This is a genomic window from Flavobacterium sp. (genome assembly GCF_043722275.1).
Lineage (GTDB): Bacteria > Bacteroidota > Bacteroidia > Flavobacteriales > Flavobacteriaceae > Flavobacterium.
The window spans coordinates 43767-59840 of sequence record NZ_JAYSPC010000056.1 but is presented as its reverse complement, the minus strand read 5'-3'; the positions used below and the strand labels follow the sequence as shown (position 1 = coordinate 59840).

Genomic DNA, 16074 nt, shown 5'->3' with positions numbered 1-16074 from the left:
TATTAAATCACCCAATTGTAGAATTTCGAGGATGAGTTGTAAATTACTTATTTGTATATTAGCTTTCGAGTTTTAAAACCCTTCATTATGTCAGAAAGTAAAAGAATTTCGAATCTATACCAATCCATTTATAATGGAAATCCGTGGCTGGAAGTCAACTTGACAAATACCTTAGAAAATGTAACCGCAGAACAGGCTTACAGAAAAATCAATCCAAATTTAAACACTATTTGGGAAATTGTCAATCACCTTATTCAATGGCGAAGAAATATTTTAAGACGCCTTGGAGGAGAAGTCGTTACTCCGCCTGATCATAATTATTTTGTTCCTGTTTTAGATTCATCAGAAGCTGCCTGGGAACAATCCCTTCAAAATCTGGCAAAATCACAGGAATCATGGAATGTGTTTTTTGAGGATTTTAATGATGCCGATTTAGAGAAAATATACGTTAATAATGAACATACTTATTATGAGCATATTCACGGAATTATTCAGCATGATGTTTATCATTTAGGGCAAATTGTTATTTTGAAGAAAATGCTTTAAATAAAATAATATTCATGACTGAAAAAGAAAAAATGATTGCCGGAGAATATTATATTGCTATGGATCCTGTTTTAGTAAAAGAACGCCGAAAAGCTAAAATACTATTACATCGATTGAACGTAACGGAATATCGTTTGACTAAAAAAGCAAAAGAAATTTTAGCCGAATTAATTCCAAATACAGGAAAGAGTTTTTATATAGAACCGCCATTTCATTGTGATTACGGTTACAATATTACTTGTGGCGACAACGTTTATTTTAATGTGAATTGTGTAGTTTTAGATTGCGCGCCGGTAAATATTGGATCAAATGTATTTTTTGCTCCAAATGTTCACATTTACACCGCAACTCATCCGCTTGACGCCGAATTAAGAAAATCGCTGGAAAATGCATTGCCAATTTCAATTGGAGATGATTGCTGGATTGGCGGAAATTCGGTTATTTGTCCGGGCGTAACCATCGGGAAAGGATGTGTTGTTGGCGCAGGATCTGTAGTTACAAAAGATATTCCGGACAATTCACTTGCGGTTGGAAATCCCGCAAAAGTAATTCGAAAATTAATTCAGGAACCCCAATAAATCAAAAATGCTTACCTTAAATAAAATTCATCATATCGCCATTCTATGCTCTGATTATCAGAAATCGAAAACTTTTTATACCGAAGTTTTAGGTTTAACTATTATTAGAGAAATATATCGCGAAGAACGCCAATCGTATAAACTCGATCTCGCTTTGAATGGAATTTATGTTGTAGAATTGTTTTCATTTCCAAATCCGCCGAAACGTCCTTCACGTCCGGAAGCCGTTGGTTTACGTCATTTGGCTTTTGAAGTCATTAATTTAGACCAAACAATTGCTTTTTTGAATACAAAAAACATTGAATCCGAGCCTATCCGAATTGATGAAACAACTGAAAAAAGATTTACTTTTATAGCTGATCCTGATGAATTGCCAATTGAGTTTTATGAAAGATAGTTTTATTGAAAATATTTTTGAATAGCGTCCAGCTTTAGCTGGATGAATAAAAATTAAAAATAAAAAGGCTTTAGCCGAATAATATTATTCGGCTAAAGCCTTTTTCTATATGTCAATAAATGTCCTCCAGCTAAAGCTGGAGGCAATCAAATTATTGTTAAATGTGTCGCGAAGGCGCAAAGTTTTTTTCTCACTTTATGTCATTTCTACCAAAGGGAGAAATCACATGCGTAACGCTACAAAGATTGTCGATTTTCTGTGAGGAGTTTCTTGTGTGATTTCTCCCTTTGGTCGAAATGACAACTAGTAGATTCAATAATTATTTTTAGATTAACATCGTAAACAAATTACTTCATAATAACTTTTAACATAATATAAGGAGCCGTTTTTATTAAAAAACGAATATGATTCTTTAATTTTGTGAAATCGCAAATAAAATCCTGCGATCTCAAATCCACATCTGATGAACAAAACGGCGAAAATCAAAAAAAATCATCAATTCATTGTCCTTCAAAAATTAGTTATTGTTTCTATCTTAATTGGCTTTCTTTCTGCCTTTCTAGGAATTTCACTAAAAAAAATTACCGAATATTACGAAGAAATCTTCTTTCATGAAGCAACAATAAATCCTGTTTTTTATGTCATTTTCCCGGTTTTCGGATTATCTGTAATTTATTTTCTGAGACAATATCTCTTTAAGAAAAAAGAAAATAAGGGAATCAAAGAAGTTTTTGAAAGCACCAAATCAAGTACAAAAAATTTACCTTCATATAAAATTCCATCTCACTTCATCAACGGATTATTAACTGTCGCTTTTGGAGGTTCAACCGGAATCGAAGTTTCTACGGTTGTTGCAACCGCCACAATTGGATCTGTGGCTCAACAAAAAGAAAACGTATTTCGTAAATATAAAACCGAATTAATTTGTGCAGGAGTTGCAGCCGGAGTTACGGCTTTATTCAGCAGCCCAATTGCCGGAATTTTATTTGCGCTTGAAGTGATTTCCAGAAAAGTAACCCGCGCTTTTATAATTTCAAATGTTATTGCGGTTTCTGTTGCTTTTGGATTACTTTCTATCTTAAAAGAAGAACCTTTGTTTGCCGTTTCAATTACGACCTGGCATTTAAAAGCAATTCCGTATTTTATTCTTTTAGGAATTTTAGCCGGAATAAATTCGGTTTATTTAACGCGTTGTGTATTGTTTTTCAAGTCACAATTCTCGAAAATCGATACTCATTATTATAAGATATTAATAGGTTCTGTAGTTTTAAGTGTTTCGTTATTTATTTTTCCGCAATTATATGGAGAAGGATATCACGCCCTAAAAGGAATCTTTGGTAACTCAACCGAAATTCCGTTAACGCTGACTTTAGCATTTACTTTTGTTGGAGTTTTACTTCTAAAACCTATTGTAACTTCTATAACATTAGCTTCCGGAGGCGATGGCGGAGTTTTTGCCCCAAGTTTATTTATTGGTGCATTTTTAGGATTATTACTGGCTTCGGTTTTAAATACATTTTTTCATGTAAATGTAATTCCGGTTAATTTTATGATTATCGGAATGGCGGCTGTTTTAAGTGCCAGTATTCACGCGCCTTTTACAGCAATATTTTTAGTTTGCGGTTTAACAAATGACTATACTTTATTTTTACCCATTTTAGTTGTTTGCTTAATTTCAAAATACACGGCAAAAACAATCTATCCATATACGGTTTATTCTTATTCTCCGAGTTTAATAAAATAGAAAAATATCTTTTGCCCCCGATTCTCTCCATTTTTAATCTTTTAAATCATTAAATCTGAGGCAAGAAAATATCAAAGTTTACAAAATAAAATACCACATAAATGCCAACTCCAAAAATTAAAAGAGGTTATCGTAAAACGCGCTACATTCTTTATAAGGAAACTTTAATCGATTCTAAAGAACATTTTTGGTCTTTTCTAGGATCATTTATTGGAATAGGAATTCTGTCCTATCTTGAATCTATTCGTTTTTCCGGCAGTGACATTGTTTTCCTTATTGGCTCTTTTGGAGCATCAAGCGTATTAGTTTACGGCATTATCCAAAGCCCGTTCTCGCAACCCCGAAATTTAATTGGCGGTCATGTAATTTCAGCAATTATTGGGGTTACAATAAACAAATTAGTTCCTGATATTATTTGGTTGTCTGCTCCTTTGGCGGTTTCTCTTTCGATTATTTTTATGCAAATTACTAAAACGCTTCATCCGCCCGGAGGTGCTACGGCGCTTATTGCGGTTACAGGTTCTGCCCAAATAAAAGATCTGGGTTATATGTATGTGCTTTCTCCGGTTTTAGATGGTGTTCTGATTTTGTTTGTAACAGCTTTAATCTTCAATAATATGACTTCAACCAGATCCTATCCTAGTCATAGTACCTATCATAAACATTATCATAAGATCAGGAAAAGATTGGTTGGAAAATAGTTTTTTTTCTTATCGTATGTCATCCTGAGCGAAGTCGAAGGCGCGCTTATTGGAACGGGGCTTCGACTCCGCTCAGCCTGACAAGAACAACTCGGGACGCTCAGCCTGACAAATCCATTTAGGTTAGTCTGACAAAAAAAATCTTTTCAACAAATCGTAATTCACAATTCGTATTTCGTTTTTTATATTTTACCTTTGACCTTTCAATAAAAACAAAGATTATGGTTTATAAATTTAGAGTAATTCTAGACGCCGAAGAAGATATTTTTAGAGACATTGCAATTCTTGAAGATGATACTCTTGAAGATTTACACAATGCGATCTTCAACGCTTTTGGTTTTGACGGAATGGAAGTAGCTTCGTTTTATACCTGCGATGAAACTTGGAATCAGGAAGATGAAATAGCTCTTTTTGATACTGGCGATGTTCCCGGAGAACAAAGAACCATGAGCGATTACAAATTATCTGATCTCTTAGATGAACAAAATACTAAGATTATCTACGTATATGATTTCATAAATATGTGGACATTTTTAGTTGAATTAGCCGCTATCGAAGATCAAATTGCTGGAGTTCCCTATCCGGAAACTTTATTCTCTCACGGAGAAATGCCTGATGAAGCCATGGAAAAAAGCTTTGAAGCAGATATGCATGACGATATCTACGGCGAATTTGAAGATGATCTTGACGAAGACGATCTTGATATGTTCGAAGGCGATGACAGCTTTGAAGATTTTGGGTTTGAGGAGAATTGGAATTAGAGGAAAGGTTCTGAGTTGCTGAGGCACTAAGTCTCTAAGTTTTTTTTTGAAAGTTTTTTCTTATATTTAATTTTATTTCATAAATTAAATATAAAAATGAGCAATTTTAGAACTCTTCTTATTTGGCAAAAATCAATGACCTTAATTACCAAAATCTACTTTTCAACAAACACATTTCCAAAAGAAGAAATCTTCGGATTGACTTCACAAATCAGACGTAGTTCCGTTTCTATCTCAAGTAATATTGCTGAAGGATCCGGACGAGAAAGTGTTAAAGATTTTTTACGCTTTCTAAATATTTCATTAGGTTCTTTATTTGAAATGCAAACTCAATTAGAGATTGCTAAAAATATCACCTATCTTAACGAACAAGAATTTAATAATTTATACGAGGACAGTCGCGAAGTAGAAAGAATGTTGGTTTCGTTTATTAAGAAATTAAAAGACAGAAACTAAAAACTCAGAACCTTAGCAACTTAGACTCAATAACTCAAATATGAGGACAGTCGCGAAGTAGAGAGAATGTTGGTTTCGTTTATTAAGAAATTAAAAGACAGAAACTAAAAACTCAGAACCTTAGCAACTTAGAGACTCAGCAACTTTAAATATGATCAACTTATTCAACACCCACATCGAGACGCTTGCGATACACCGCGTAGGAAACAAAAGCAGAAACGAAGCGATTTTTTTATCGGAACAGCCTTTTAATTTAAATGATGAAATTGTGCCTTTGATAAAAGAGTACTTTTTTAAGCCTTTTAGAGAGAAAGAAGAAAACTATTATCAGTTTGCGCACGAAGTCGATTTGGATTATAACGACATGTTTAAATATGCCACCGAGATTTTTGACAATCCGAGTAGATTGCAAGAGGTTTCTAAAAATATTACCACACATTTATTCGAGCAGTCAAATCATCCGCACATTAAAAACGGAGAGGTTTATGTAACTTATTTAACAAATCTAAGTATTGATAACAATGTTGTTGATGCTATAGGAATTTTTAAAAGTGAGCTACAAGCGGACTTTTTACAGTTTGAAGAAAAAAACAGTAACCTTGAAATGATCTTGCAACAAGGTATTAACCTGAGCAAATTAGACAAAGGTTGTTTGATTTTTAATTATAAAAAAGACGAAGGATATAAAATCCTGACTGTTGACAGTAACCGTTATGATGCGCGTTATTGGTTAGAGCATTTTCTATCTGTTGATGCTTTTGAAGATGAAAACTTCATCACAAAAAAATACTTGAAATTTTGTCAGGGCTTTGCGAAAGACGTTGTTTTTCCTGCTGAAGACAAAAAAGAAGAAGTAATGTTTATGAACAGATCTGTGAATTATTTCGCAAAAAATGATCAGTTCGAAGAGCAAAATTTCCTGAATGAAGTATTAGACAATCCAGACTTAATTCCTGAATTCAAAAACTATAAAGTTGATAAAGGAGAAAAATACAGCATCGAAGATGTAACCTCATTCCCTATTGCAAACGCAGCAGTTTCTGACGCCAGAAAGTCGATTAAAAATGTTATTAATCTGGACACTCACATTCAGATTAAAATGGATTTTATTAATCCAGAAAGTGCAGAAAAATTTGTTGAAAAAGGCTGGGATGAAGAAAAACAAATGTATTACTATTTAGTTTACTTCAACAAAGAAGAAAAAAGCTAGTAGTTATTCATTTTCTATTACTTACTTAAAACAAAAAACGGCAACTACATTCATTTGTACTTGCCGTTTTTTATTTACCGTAGATTAAATCAATTCTAAACGCTCTGGAGAGAGAAAAATTTTAACGCTAAGTTTTTTTTCTTCTCAGCTTTTATAAAAAAAGACAAAGCTCGCAAAGCTTTGTATTGATCTAGCTTTGTGAACTTTGTGTTTTTCGAAGGTATCCTAAGATTAAAGTCTTGGCGTTCTCTGTGTTAAAAATAATTAATAGGGATTGGCGTTTTTTTATTGCAGTTTCTCAAAACCATTACAAAATCGAGAACATTGCTTTTACAATATCATCATAGACTTGTTTATCTCTTTCACCGGCACGGGCCAAAACACGGATTCCGGAATAATTATTAAAAATAAATCTCGCCAAAGTTCTTGCATCTAAATTCTTAGATATCTGACCAGAATCTTGTCCTTTTTGAACTGCTTTTGTAAAAACTTCGTCCATTATCTGGCTATTATTTTTTACAATTTTCGCAATTTCTTCATCGTGCATCGCAAGTTCAACAGAGGAATTAACCATAAAACAGCCTTTTGTAATTCTGTCTTCTAAACTTTCTATAATTGCTTGTTTAAAAATATCATGTAATGTTTCCTTAATATTATCCGATTTCTCGAAAAGTTCAACAATCTGATTTTGTGCATTTTTTTGATAACGCTGTAATGATTGTGCAAACAATTTCTGTTTGTCACCAAAAGTATCATACAAACTTGAACGGCTTAAACCTAAATGCGTTACTAAATCCTGAGCCGAAGTTCCGTTATAACCTTTGTGCCAAAAAATTTCAATCGCTTTATCTAAAGCCTGATCTTCATTAAATTCCTTTGTTCTAGCCATGACTTTATCATTAAATTACTTTACAAAGATACAAAAATACGGAACAATCGTTCCTGAATTAGAGTGAAAAAAAATTAAACTACTGCATTAACGATAAGTCCACCATCAACAACAATTTCAGATCCTGTAATAAATGAAGCATCATCTGAAGCAAGGAAACTAACTGTTTTTGCAATTTCTGAAGCTTGTCCGAAACGTTTCAATAAAATTTTCTCTCCTAAAATAGTTCCAAAACCTTCAACTTCTTCTTTCTCTAAACCTAATTTTCCGTATAACGGAGTTTCAACAGGACCAGGAGAAACTGCATTTACTCTGATTTTTCTTGGCGCTAATTCTGTGGCAAAAACTTTGTTTAAAGATAAAACTGCAGCTTTGCTTGAGGCATAAACACTAGAGTTTGGCATACCAACATGTGCATTTATTGAAGTATTGAAAATAATAGATCCACCATCATTTAAAATTGGTAATACTTTTTGAACTGTAAAATAAACTCCTTTTACGTTTACGTTCATAATGCTGTCATAATGTTCTTCTGAAGCTGAATCTACCGGAGCAAAAGCTGCAATTCCTGCATTTAGAAATAAAATATCTACTTTGCCAAATTGAGATTTTACTTGTTCGACTAATCCGTCAATAGATTTTAAATCAGATTGATCTGCTACAATTCCGGTAACATTTAATTCTGTTTCGGCTTTAGCCAAAGATTCTTTGTTTCTTCCGGTTATAATTACTTTTGCACCTTTTGCTACAAATTCGGCAGCAGTTGCATACCCTATTCCGCTATTTCCACCAGTAATAATAGCTACTTTGTTTTCTAAATTTTTCATTTTTATTGTTTTTAAATTATTGATTATTCAATTATTATGGTACAAAGATATAATAACGGAACGATCGTTCCGTTATTAATAAAGTTAATATTTCGTTAAAATAAAATAGAAGGTTAAAAACACTGATTTTCAGAGGATAAAATCTATCGAACCATAAACGAAAGAAATAATAAAATGACGTACATTCTTAATATTTGCTTAATTTTGCAATCTAAAATAAACTAAGATGGATAATCTTGTAGACTACGAAAGTCCTTTTACTACCATAATCTCGTTTCATAAATTAATCGAATCATTTGAAGAAATTGCATTGTCAAATGTTGATTACCGTTCAAATTATGCCAAAGCTATTTTAAAAGAAATAGATTCTATACCTGAATTAAGGACAGGAATTAAGGATTATAGTATCATCAAAAAAAATGAAGGATTAATCAAGAATATACTCGCAGATTTATTTCCTACTGCTTTGAGTAATAATGAAGTAAAAGCGGTTACAATTCCTTTTCAGAATATATCTTTTAATTATACGGAACGTTTTAAGAAAATTCTTAAAAATGCCGGAGATGAATTTTACATGGAAATTAGAAATTTCGATGATCATCAATTTTATATCAATAATTGCTGCTTAATTTTAAGCAGTTATTACAAACAAAAGTTCGCTTTCAGTAAACCATTCTTTTATGATATTCCTGACGAAGAAGGTGTTGAAAAGCATTATCGCATTACGTACAATGCTGATTTTATGGAAATTACTCCAACAGAAAATGCAATAGCCCTAACGCCGGATGATATTGATTTATTAATGGATAATTATAATGATCTTGCTTTATGGAAATCAAAATTTCCTGTGGGAAGCTGGTTATTAAAAGGTTTTGGAATTGTTTCGTTATTTGATGCAACGACAGAAAGTGCTATTTCTAATTTGAAAAGTAATTTGCTAAAACCAGATGCACAAACGGCAACATCTGATGTAATTTTAACGAATATCTTCAGATCTATTTTTATGATTCCGGATTTACAGGTTGGTTTTATAATTTATAATCAGGAAGAAGAAAAATTTATCAGACCTATTAAATTTGATGCGAAAATTCAAAGTTTTTTACTTTCTACAGATCAAGAAGTGGATTGCAAGAATGCTTTTTTTGGATGTTCATTCGAAAATTTACTGGATAATAAAGAACCTTTTGTTATTTCAAATGTTCAAAAATTCACGGAACATTCAACAAACAAAAGACTTGGCCAGCATTTATTGAAACAAAATATTCATAGCTGTATTTTTGCGCCGGTTATAAAAGACGGTCATTTATTGGGCGTTGTCGAATTAGTTTCTTCAAAAGCAAGGGATTTAAATACTGTTAATGCAACTAAACTCGAATTGGTTCTTCCTTATTTAACGGATACAATTGACCGTTATAATACCGATATGCAACATCAAATTGAGGCAATTATTCAGCGTGAATACACTACAATTCATCCAAGTGTTTATTGGAAATTCAAAAAAGAATCTCAAAATTATTTCCAAAATATAAATCATACTAAGGATTATATTTTTAAGGAAATTGTATTTAAAAATGTATATCCGCTATACGGGCAAATTGATATCAAAGGTTCATCTGAACACAGAAACGAAACGGTTAAAAGAGATCTTAAAAATCAATTAACGGCTATTTTGCAAATATTTGAATCTCAGGACCCAAATACGAATCTTGTATTACTGGAACAACGAAAATTTGAATTGGAATCGTTCCGAAATGAACTGGATTTCCCTCTAAAAGCTGATACAGAACAACATATTCAGCGTTATATTGAGGAAGAAATTCATCCTTTATTAAAGAATACGAAAGAAACGGCTAAAAGTCAAAAACTGGAACGCTTGTATTTTGAAAGCCTGGACGAAAAAACTGGTTCATTTTATCACGAACGAAAGAAATTTGATAATGCAATGTCGATTATCAATAAAAGATTAGCGACTGTATTAGATAAAAAACAAATCGAGGCACAACAAATTTATCCGCATTATTATGAGCGTTTTAAAACTGATGGTGTCGAACATAATTTATATATAGGAGCATCAATTGCGCCCACGAAACCTTTTGACATTATGTATTTGCATAATTTACGTTTGTGGCAATTGCAAACTTTATGCGAAATGGAACTGGAACATCATCAATTAAAGGAATCATTGCCTTATGAATTAGATGTGACTTCGTTGATTTTGGTTTTTAGTGCTCCGCTTTCTATCCGATTTAGAATGGATGAAAAACGTTTTGATGTTGACGGAACGTATAATGCGAGATATGAAGTTGTGAAAAAACGTATCGATAAATCGAATATTAAAGGCACAAAAGACAGGATTACTGAGAAAGAGAAAATCACAATTGTATATTCTCAAAATAGTGAAGAAGCTGAATATTTGAAGTATATCAAGTATTTACAGCATAAAAAAATCCTCGAACCTTCAATTGAACAATTTGAGGTTGAAGATCTTCAGGGGGTTTCAGGTTTGAGAGCAATTCGCGTAAAAGTGATCAATAATAATGTGACTTCTGTTGCACAAAAAATTACTTATCAGGATTTATTAGATGAACTCAACTAATTATTGAATGCGTAGTTAGTGCGCATTTTTTGTCATCCCGAGGGTTAATTTAAAAAAAAACATGAATAACATTTTACCGCAAATTGCGCAAAGGTTTACGCAAAGTTCACTAAGCTTTGCGTTTATTTTTGCTTTGCTTTGAGAAGGGATTGGGAAAATTAAAAACGTCATGCTAGGAACGAGGGATCTTCGCGAGCAGCTGTGCAATTTAGAAAAAATACTTTGCGTTAGTTTCTTACGGAGATCCCTCGTTCCTTGTGATGACAACATTGTGGTTATATCTGGTTAAATATTTTAGACTTTTAAAGCCTTATTACTCAACTAAAAAGTTTAAATTGATTTAAAAGCAATTACAAACGCAATTACGGTAATAATGATTCCTATCATGAAAAAGTTATAGGCAATTCTTAATAAATTGTATTTACGCTGTAAAACCAATCCCAGATAATATAAATCTTTGATCATGGTAGAATATAAGTAATCACGATCTTTCATCATTTCATTCATCGCCCAATCATATTCTTCTAAAGGCATTTTATAGAAATTCCCGAAAAATAATAAGTTTATTTTTTTGTTCTCGATATCTTCTCTTGTAAAAGTACCTGTTGTTACTTTTGGCCTTGTTGAAAGAATTGCAAAAATTATAGTAATAACGCTTGATATCAACATTATAAAAGTTGGAATTACTAAATGCGCATTTTTCGGACTGTCTAATTTTGGGATAATCGATGAAAGTGCAATTGAGATAATAATTGCATTTACAGATAATAAAATATTGGCTTTACTATCAGCAATTCCGCTTAAGCGAGTGTGATTTCCTAAAGTTACACGAAATAAAGTATCAACGCCACGATCTGGTTTTTCGATCTTTTCTTTCTTTTTAATTTCATCTTCAATCTTATCGGCATCTTTCTTTTTTTGCTTTTGGATTTTCTTTTCCACCATAAGCAAGTTTTTATCTTTTAAAAGCTGCCATTTTTTCAGGGCGTGATCCGTATAAAAGCGATGTTTATTCATTAAAAAATTCAGATTTTCTTTTGCCCATTCTGCATTAGAAAAATCTAAATTCCATGTATTTTTTAATTCAATTCGCAACAATTCGCAAGTAGTTTCATATTCAGTTCCCACAAGATGAGCGAAATCGGCATCTTTTATTATTTTTTCTAAATGTGTTTTCGGAATATACTCTTTTACGGTCGCCATTATTAAACTGGAAACAATTGAGATAAATTCATCTGACTGTTCTTTTTCTTTCAAAAAAGTGGTGGCGATTTTTACACTTTCTTCTTCATGATTTTCATATCCTACGATATAACCTGTATCGTGAAACCAAGCCGCAACCATCAACATTTCCTTATCATCTCCTTTAACATCTTCTTTTTTACAGAGCTCTTTTACTGCATTTACTACCGTTAAAGTATGGTTAAAATTATGATAAGAATATAAATTAGAAAGTTTATCTTTGAGTAAATTACTGACGAAATCTTCGGATTGTTCTATTAAATTCATGGAGATTTATTTTATACCACTAAATTATGAAATTGTTTTTGGATAATCATTTTATTACTAAAATTAAAAACTATTCTTTAGTAATAGTTGTTCTGTCACTGCTTTATTCCTGCGCGACGCATAAAGCGCAATATGGGAAAAATGTTAGTGCTGACGAAACGGAAAACGCAACTGATACTATAAAAATTGCACACACTATTTATTTAGTTGGTGATGCAGGAAATGCTGACGAAGAACAAGCGCAGCAAACACTGGAACTATTACACCAAAAACTGAAAAAATCGAATAAAAAAGCCACATTATTATTTTTAGGTGATAATATTTATCCTAAGGGTTTTCCTAGTGATGACAATGCTTCAGAGAAAGCTTTAGCTGAAACAAAACTGACGAATCAATTAAAACTTACTAAAGGTTTTAAAGGAAAAACAATTATGATTCCCGGAAATCACGATTGGTATAACGGAATTAAAGGTCTGGAACGTCAGGCAGATTTTGTTACGAAATATCTTAACGATAAAAAATCATTTTTACCAAGAAAAAGTTGTGCAATCGAAGATGTAAAAATCGATAGTACCGCAACTTTAATTACAATTGATAGCGAATGGTTTCTGGAAGATTGGGACAATCACCCAACAATAAATGATAATTGTAACATTAAGACCAGAGAAGATTTTTTTGATGAACTTGAAAATCTTCTAAATAAAAATCAGGAAAAAACGGTTGTAATCGCTATTCATCATCCTTTGATGAGTAACGGAACGCACGGAGGACAATTTTCGTTAGAAAAACAATTGTTTCCTTTAGAGAAAAAAATACCGTTGCCTATAATTGGTTCTTTCATTAATTTATTACGAAAAACATCTGGCGCAAGTCCGCAAGATATTCAAAACAAGCAATATACTATTTATGCAAAGAGAATTAAAACGCTTTTGCAAAAACAGAAAAATGTAATTGTAGTTTCCGGACACGACCATAATCTTCAATATGTCAATAAGGAAAATATTAAGCAAATTATTAGTGGCGCAGGATCAAAATCTGAAGCGGCAAGAGCTATAAATCCTACTGAATTCTCTTATGGAGGAAATGGTTATGCGACATTAACTTTATTTAAAAGCGGTGATGCAAAAGTTGCTTTCTTTGGGAATGAAAACAATAAGGAGAAACTACTTTTTGAGCACGAAATCATAAAAGCGAAAGAAATTAATTGGGCTGCAAAAGTTGAAAATAAGTTTCCTGCAACTGTCACGACTTCGATTTATTCTGAAAAAATGACTCAGAAAAGTATTTTTCATAGATTCTTATTCGGAAATCATTATAGAAAATATTACAGTTTACCAATTGAAGCCCGTACAGCAACTTTAGACACTTTAATGGGCGGTTTAAAACCAATTCGCGAAGGCGGAGGACATCAGTCGGTTTCTTTAAGAATGTCTGATCCTAAAGGCCGTGAATATGTTTTGCGCGCTTTGAAAAAAAGTGCCACAGCATTTTTGCAATCGGTTGCTTTTAAGGATCAATACGTTGTAAATGAATTTGAAGATACTTATGCTGAGAATTTTTTATTAGATTTCTATACTACTTCGCATCCTTATACTCCATTTGCGGTGGGTAATATGGCTGACAAAATAGGATTGGCGCACACAAATCCGGTTTTGTATTATATCCCAAAACAGAATGGTTTGAAGGAATTCAATTCTAATTTTGGAGATGAATTATATATGGTGGAAGAAAGACCGGCGGACAATCATTTAGATGCTAAAAATTTTGGAAACCCATCTAATATTATCAGTACCGAAGATATGATGACGAATCTTCATAAAGATGAAAAATATTCTGTAGATGAAAATGAATATATAAAAGCGCGTTTATTTGATATGCTTATTGGGGACTGGGACAGACACAGCGATCAATGGCGTTGGGCCGAATATAAAAAAGATGGTAAAGTTACTTACAAACCAATTCCGCGTGATCGTGATCAGGCTTTTTCGAAATACGACGGAACTTTGCTTTCTATTTTAATGAATATTCCTGCGTTACGTCATATGCGAACTTTCAAAAATAAAATTGATAATGTAAAGTGGCTTAACAGAGAACCTTATCCAATGGATCTGGCATTTTTAAAAACGGCTGATGAAAAAGATTGGCTGGCTCAGGCGAAATATATTCAGGAAAACTTATCTGATAATGATATTGATAATGCTTTTAAAAGTTTACCAAAAGAGGTTCAGGATGAAACAATTGCGGATATCAGACAAAAATTAAAAAACAGAAAGAAGGATCTTCAAAAATATGCTTCGGACTATTTTGATGTTTTAAGTCATACAGTTATGCTTGCAGGAACTGATAAAAAAGATAAGTTCGTGATCAATCATAATGCCAGAAAAAGTATAGAAATTCAGGTTTACCGAGTTAAAAAAGAAGGTGATGAATTAGTTTACACGAAAAATGTAACGGACGCTAAAACTAGTAATCTTTGGATTTATGGTTTAGATGATAATGATATTTTTCAGGTAACAGGAAATGAAAAATCTAAAATCAAAATTCGTTTGATTGGTGGTCAAAACAATGATACATATAATATTGAAAACGGAAAAAGAGTAATTGTTTACGATTTTAAATCAAAAGAAAACACTTATAATCTTGATTCTAAAACTCAGACGCAATTAACAGATGATTATGATGTGAATTTATACAATTACAAAAAACCTAAATATAATGTTGTTTCAGGATTGCCAAACATTGGATTTAATCCGGACGATGGTGTAAAAGTTGGTGTAAATTTAAATTATACAGTTAATAATTTCAAACAGAATCCTTATACGCAAAGACACGTTTTAAACGCTTTTTATTACTTTGCAACCGGTGGTTTAGAATTTAATTATGTGGCACATTTTCCGGGATTATTGGGTAAATGGGTTATTGATGTTGAATCGCAATATACTACGCCAAATTTTGCCATAAATTATTTTGGCTATGGAAACGAATCTGTAAATAATACTGAAGATTTAGGAATGGATTATAATCGTGTTCGTATTCAGAAATTTAATGTTTCCGGAGCTGTCAGACACGTTGGAAGATACGGAAGCGAATTTAGTATTCAGCCGATGTTACAGCAAATGAGGGTTGAAGAAACTGAAAACAGATTTATCGACACTCCAAATATTGTAAATCCAAATGTTTTTGACAGTCAGGTTTATGGTGGAGCAAAAATTAAATACGCATTCAAAAATGCTGATTTTGCGGCAAAACCTACTTTAGGAATTGCTTTTATGGTTTCGGCTGCATGGATGACTAATCTGGATGATACTAAACAAAACTTTCCAACTATTGAAAGTTTATTAGGTTTTACTCATAAAATCGATCACAACGGAAAACTTGTTTTGGCTACTCTTTTTAAAGGAAAAGCTATTTTAAATAATAACTATGAGTTTTATCAAGGTGCGACTTTGGGCGGAGATAGTGATTTACGAGGTTATAGAAACGAACGCTTTTTAGGAAGTTCTTATTTCTCGCAAAGTAGTGATTTGCGATTAAGTCTTGGTAAAATCAGAAAAACAATTGCGCCTTTAACTTATGGAATTTTGGGTGGTTTTGATTACGGAAGAATCTGGCTTGATGGCGAAAGTTCTAAAAAATGGCATCAGGATTATGGCGGTGGACTTTGGCTGAATGCAATCAATGTTTTAACTGCAAGAATCTCTTATTTTAAATCTCCTGACGAAGAAGGAAGGGTTATTTTTGGAGCGGCATATAGTTTTTAAGGAAAGGTTCTGAGTTACTAAGTTGCTAAGTTTTTTTTGTAAGGTTTAAAGTCGAAAAGGCTCAAAGGAACAAAGATTTTTTTATCCTAATTCGTTTTG

At 32.4% G+C, this 16074-nt stretch carries 13 protein-coding genes; 10 read left to right on the top strand and 3 right to left on the bottom strand.

What is annotated here, in order from left to right; translation table 11 throughout:
- The first annotated feature begins 87 nt into the window (after positions 1 to 87).
- The 8 genes from ACHZDT_RS07315 (at position 88) to ACHZDT_RS07280 (ending at position 6393) form a co-directional block, all read left to right on the top strand.
- A complete protein-coding gene (locus tag ACHZDT_RS07315) occupies positions 88 to 546 on the top strand; it encodes a DinB family protein (protein ID WP_394773972.1) in 459 nt (152 codons plus the stop codon).
- A gap of 14 nt (positions 547 to 560) precedes the next feature.
- Positions 561 to 1124 (top strand): sugar O-acetyltransferase, encoded by a 564-nt coding sequence (locus ACHZDT_RS07310; RefSeq protein ID WP_394773971.1) that lies wholly within the window; start codon positions 561 to 563, stop codon positions 1122 to 1124.
- A gap of 7 nt (positions 1125 to 1131) precedes the next feature.
- The gene (locus tag ACHZDT_RS07305; RefSeq protein WP_394773970.1) at positions 1132 to 1521 is read left to right on the top strand and encodes a VOC family protein; all 390 of its coding nucleotides are present in this window, start codon (positions 1132 to 1134) and stop codon (positions 1519 to 1521) included.
- A gap of 463 nt (positions 1522 to 1984) precedes the next feature.
- On the top strand, positions 1985 to 3265 hold the full coding sequence (locus ACHZDT_RS07300; RefSeq protein WP_394773969.1) for a chloride channel protein: 1281 nt from the start codon (positions 1985 to 1987) through the stop codon (positions 3263 to 3265).
- A 101-nt stretch (positions 3266 to 3366) separates the two neighbouring features.
- Positions 3367 to 3966, top strand: coding sequence for an HPP family protein (locus ACHZDT_RS07295; RefSeq protein ID WP_394773968.1), 600 nt, complete (start codon positions 3367 to 3369; stop codon positions 3964 to 3966).
- A 221-nt stretch (positions 3967 to 4187) separates the two neighbouring features.
- Positions 4188 to 4727 (top strand): hypothetical protein, encoded by a 540-nt coding sequence (locus tag ACHZDT_RS07290; RefSeq protein WP_394773967.1) that lies wholly within the window; start codon positions 4188 to 4190, stop codon positions 4725 to 4727.
- 96 nt (positions 4728 to 4823) lie between these two features.
- Positions 4824 to 5183, top strand: coding sequence for a four helix bundle protein (locus tag ACHZDT_RS07285; RefSeq protein WP_394773966.1), 360 nt, complete (start codon positions 4824 to 4826; stop codon positions 5181 to 5183).
- 151 nt (positions 5184 to 5334) lie between these two features.
- Positions 5335 to 6393 carry a nucleoid-associated protein gene (locus ACHZDT_RS07280; RefSeq protein WP_394773965.1) on the top strand — a complete coding sequence of 353 codons (1059 nt, stop codon included), beginning with the start codon at positions 5335 to 5337 and terminating at the stop codon, positions 6391 to 6393.
- A 307-nt stretch (positions 6394 to 6700) separates the two neighbouring features.
- Here the strand turns inward: ACHZDT_RS07280 and ACHZDT_RS07275 are convergent, their stop codons facing one another.
- On the bottom strand, positions 6701 to 7282 hold the full coding sequence (locus ACHZDT_RS07275) for a TetR/AcrR family transcriptional regulator (RefSeq protein WP_394773964.1): 582 nt from the start codon (positions 7280 to 7282) through the stop codon (positions 6701 to 6703).
- A gap of 74 nt (positions 7283 to 7356) precedes the next feature.
- Positions 7357 to 8109: a glucose 1-dehydrogenase gene (locus tag ACHZDT_RS07270; protein WP_394773963.1), complete on the bottom strand. Its 753-nt coding sequence runs from the start codon at positions 8107 to 8109 to the stop codon at positions 7357 to 7359.
- A 226-nt stretch (positions 8110 to 8335) separates the two neighbouring features.
- Here ACHZDT_RS07270 and ACHZDT_RS07265 point away from each other — a divergent pair, with 226 nt between their 5' ends.
- Entirely contained in the window at positions 8336 to 10705 is a 2370-nt protein-coding gene (locus tag ACHZDT_RS07265; protein WP_394773962.1) for a GAF domain-containing protein, read from the top strand.
- Between the two features lie 330 nt (positions 10706 to 11035).
- Here ACHZDT_RS07265 and ACHZDT_RS07260 read toward each other — a convergent pair whose 3' ends face one another.
- The gene (locus ACHZDT_RS07260; protein WP_394773961.1) at positions 11036 to 12214 is read right to left on the bottom strand and encodes a Pycsar system effector family protein; all 1179 of its coding nucleotides are present in this window, start codon (positions 12212 to 12214) and stop codon (positions 11036 to 11038) included.
- Positions 12215 to 12240: 26 nt separating this feature from the next.
- Here ACHZDT_RS07260 and ACHZDT_RS07255 point away from each other — a divergent pair, with 26 nt between their 5' ends.
- On the top strand, positions 12241 to 15975 hold the full coding sequence (locus ACHZDT_RS07255) for a metallophosphoesterase (RefSeq protein ID WP_394773960.1): 3735 nt from the start codon (positions 12241 to 12243) through the stop codon (positions 15973 to 15975).
- Positions 15976 to 16074: the final 99 nt, after the last annotated feature.

Coding starts and splice junctions, on each gene's coding strand:
- ACHZDT_RS07315 (WP_394773972.1), top strand. CDS start 88: ATGTCAGAAAGTAAAAGAATTTCGAATCTATACCAATCCATTTATAAT.
- ACHZDT_RS07310 (WP_394773971.1), top strand. CDS start 561: ATGACTGAAAAAGAAAAAATGATTGCCGGAGAATATTATATTGCTATG.
- ACHZDT_RS07305 (WP_394773970.1), top strand. CDS start 1,132: ATGCTTACCTTAAATAAAATTCATCATATCGCCATTCTATGCTCTGAT.
- ACHZDT_RS07300 (WP_394773969.1), top strand. CDS start 1,985: ATGAACAAAACGGCGAAAATCAAAAAAAATCATCAATTCATTGTCCTT.
- ACHZDT_RS07295 (WP_394773968.1), top strand. CDS start 3,367: ATGCCAACTCCAAAAATTAAAAGAGGTTATCGTAAAACGCGCTACATT.
- ACHZDT_RS07290 (WP_394773967.1), top strand. CDS start 4,188: ATGGTTTATAAATTTAGAGTAATTCTAGACGCCGAAGAAGATATTTTT.
- ACHZDT_RS07285 (WP_394773966.1), top strand. CDS start 4,824: ATGAGCAATTTTAGAACTCTTCTTATTTGGCAAAAATCAATGACCTTA.
- ACHZDT_RS07280 (WP_394773965.1), top strand. CDS start 5,335: ATGATCAACTTATTCAACACCCACATCGAGACGCTTGCGATACACCGC.
- ACHZDT_RS07275 (WP_394773964.1), bottom strand. CDS start 7,282: ATGGCTAGAACAAAGGAATTTAATGAAGATCAGGCTTTAGATAAAGCG.
- ACHZDT_RS07270 (WP_394773963.1), bottom strand. CDS start 8,109: ATGAAAAATTTAGAAAACAAAGTAGCTATTATTACTGGTGGAAATAGC.
- ACHZDT_RS07265 (WP_394773962.1), top strand. CDS start 8,336: ATGGATAATCTTGTAGACTACGAAAGTCCTTTTACTACCATAATCTCG.
- ACHZDT_RS07260 (WP_394773961.1), bottom strand. CDS start 12,214: ATGAATTTAATAGAACAATCCGAAGATTTCGTCAGTAATTTACTCAAA.
- ACHZDT_RS07255 (WP_394773960.1), top strand. CDS start 12,241: ATGAAATTGTTTTTGGATAATCATTTTATTACTAAAATTAAAAACTAT.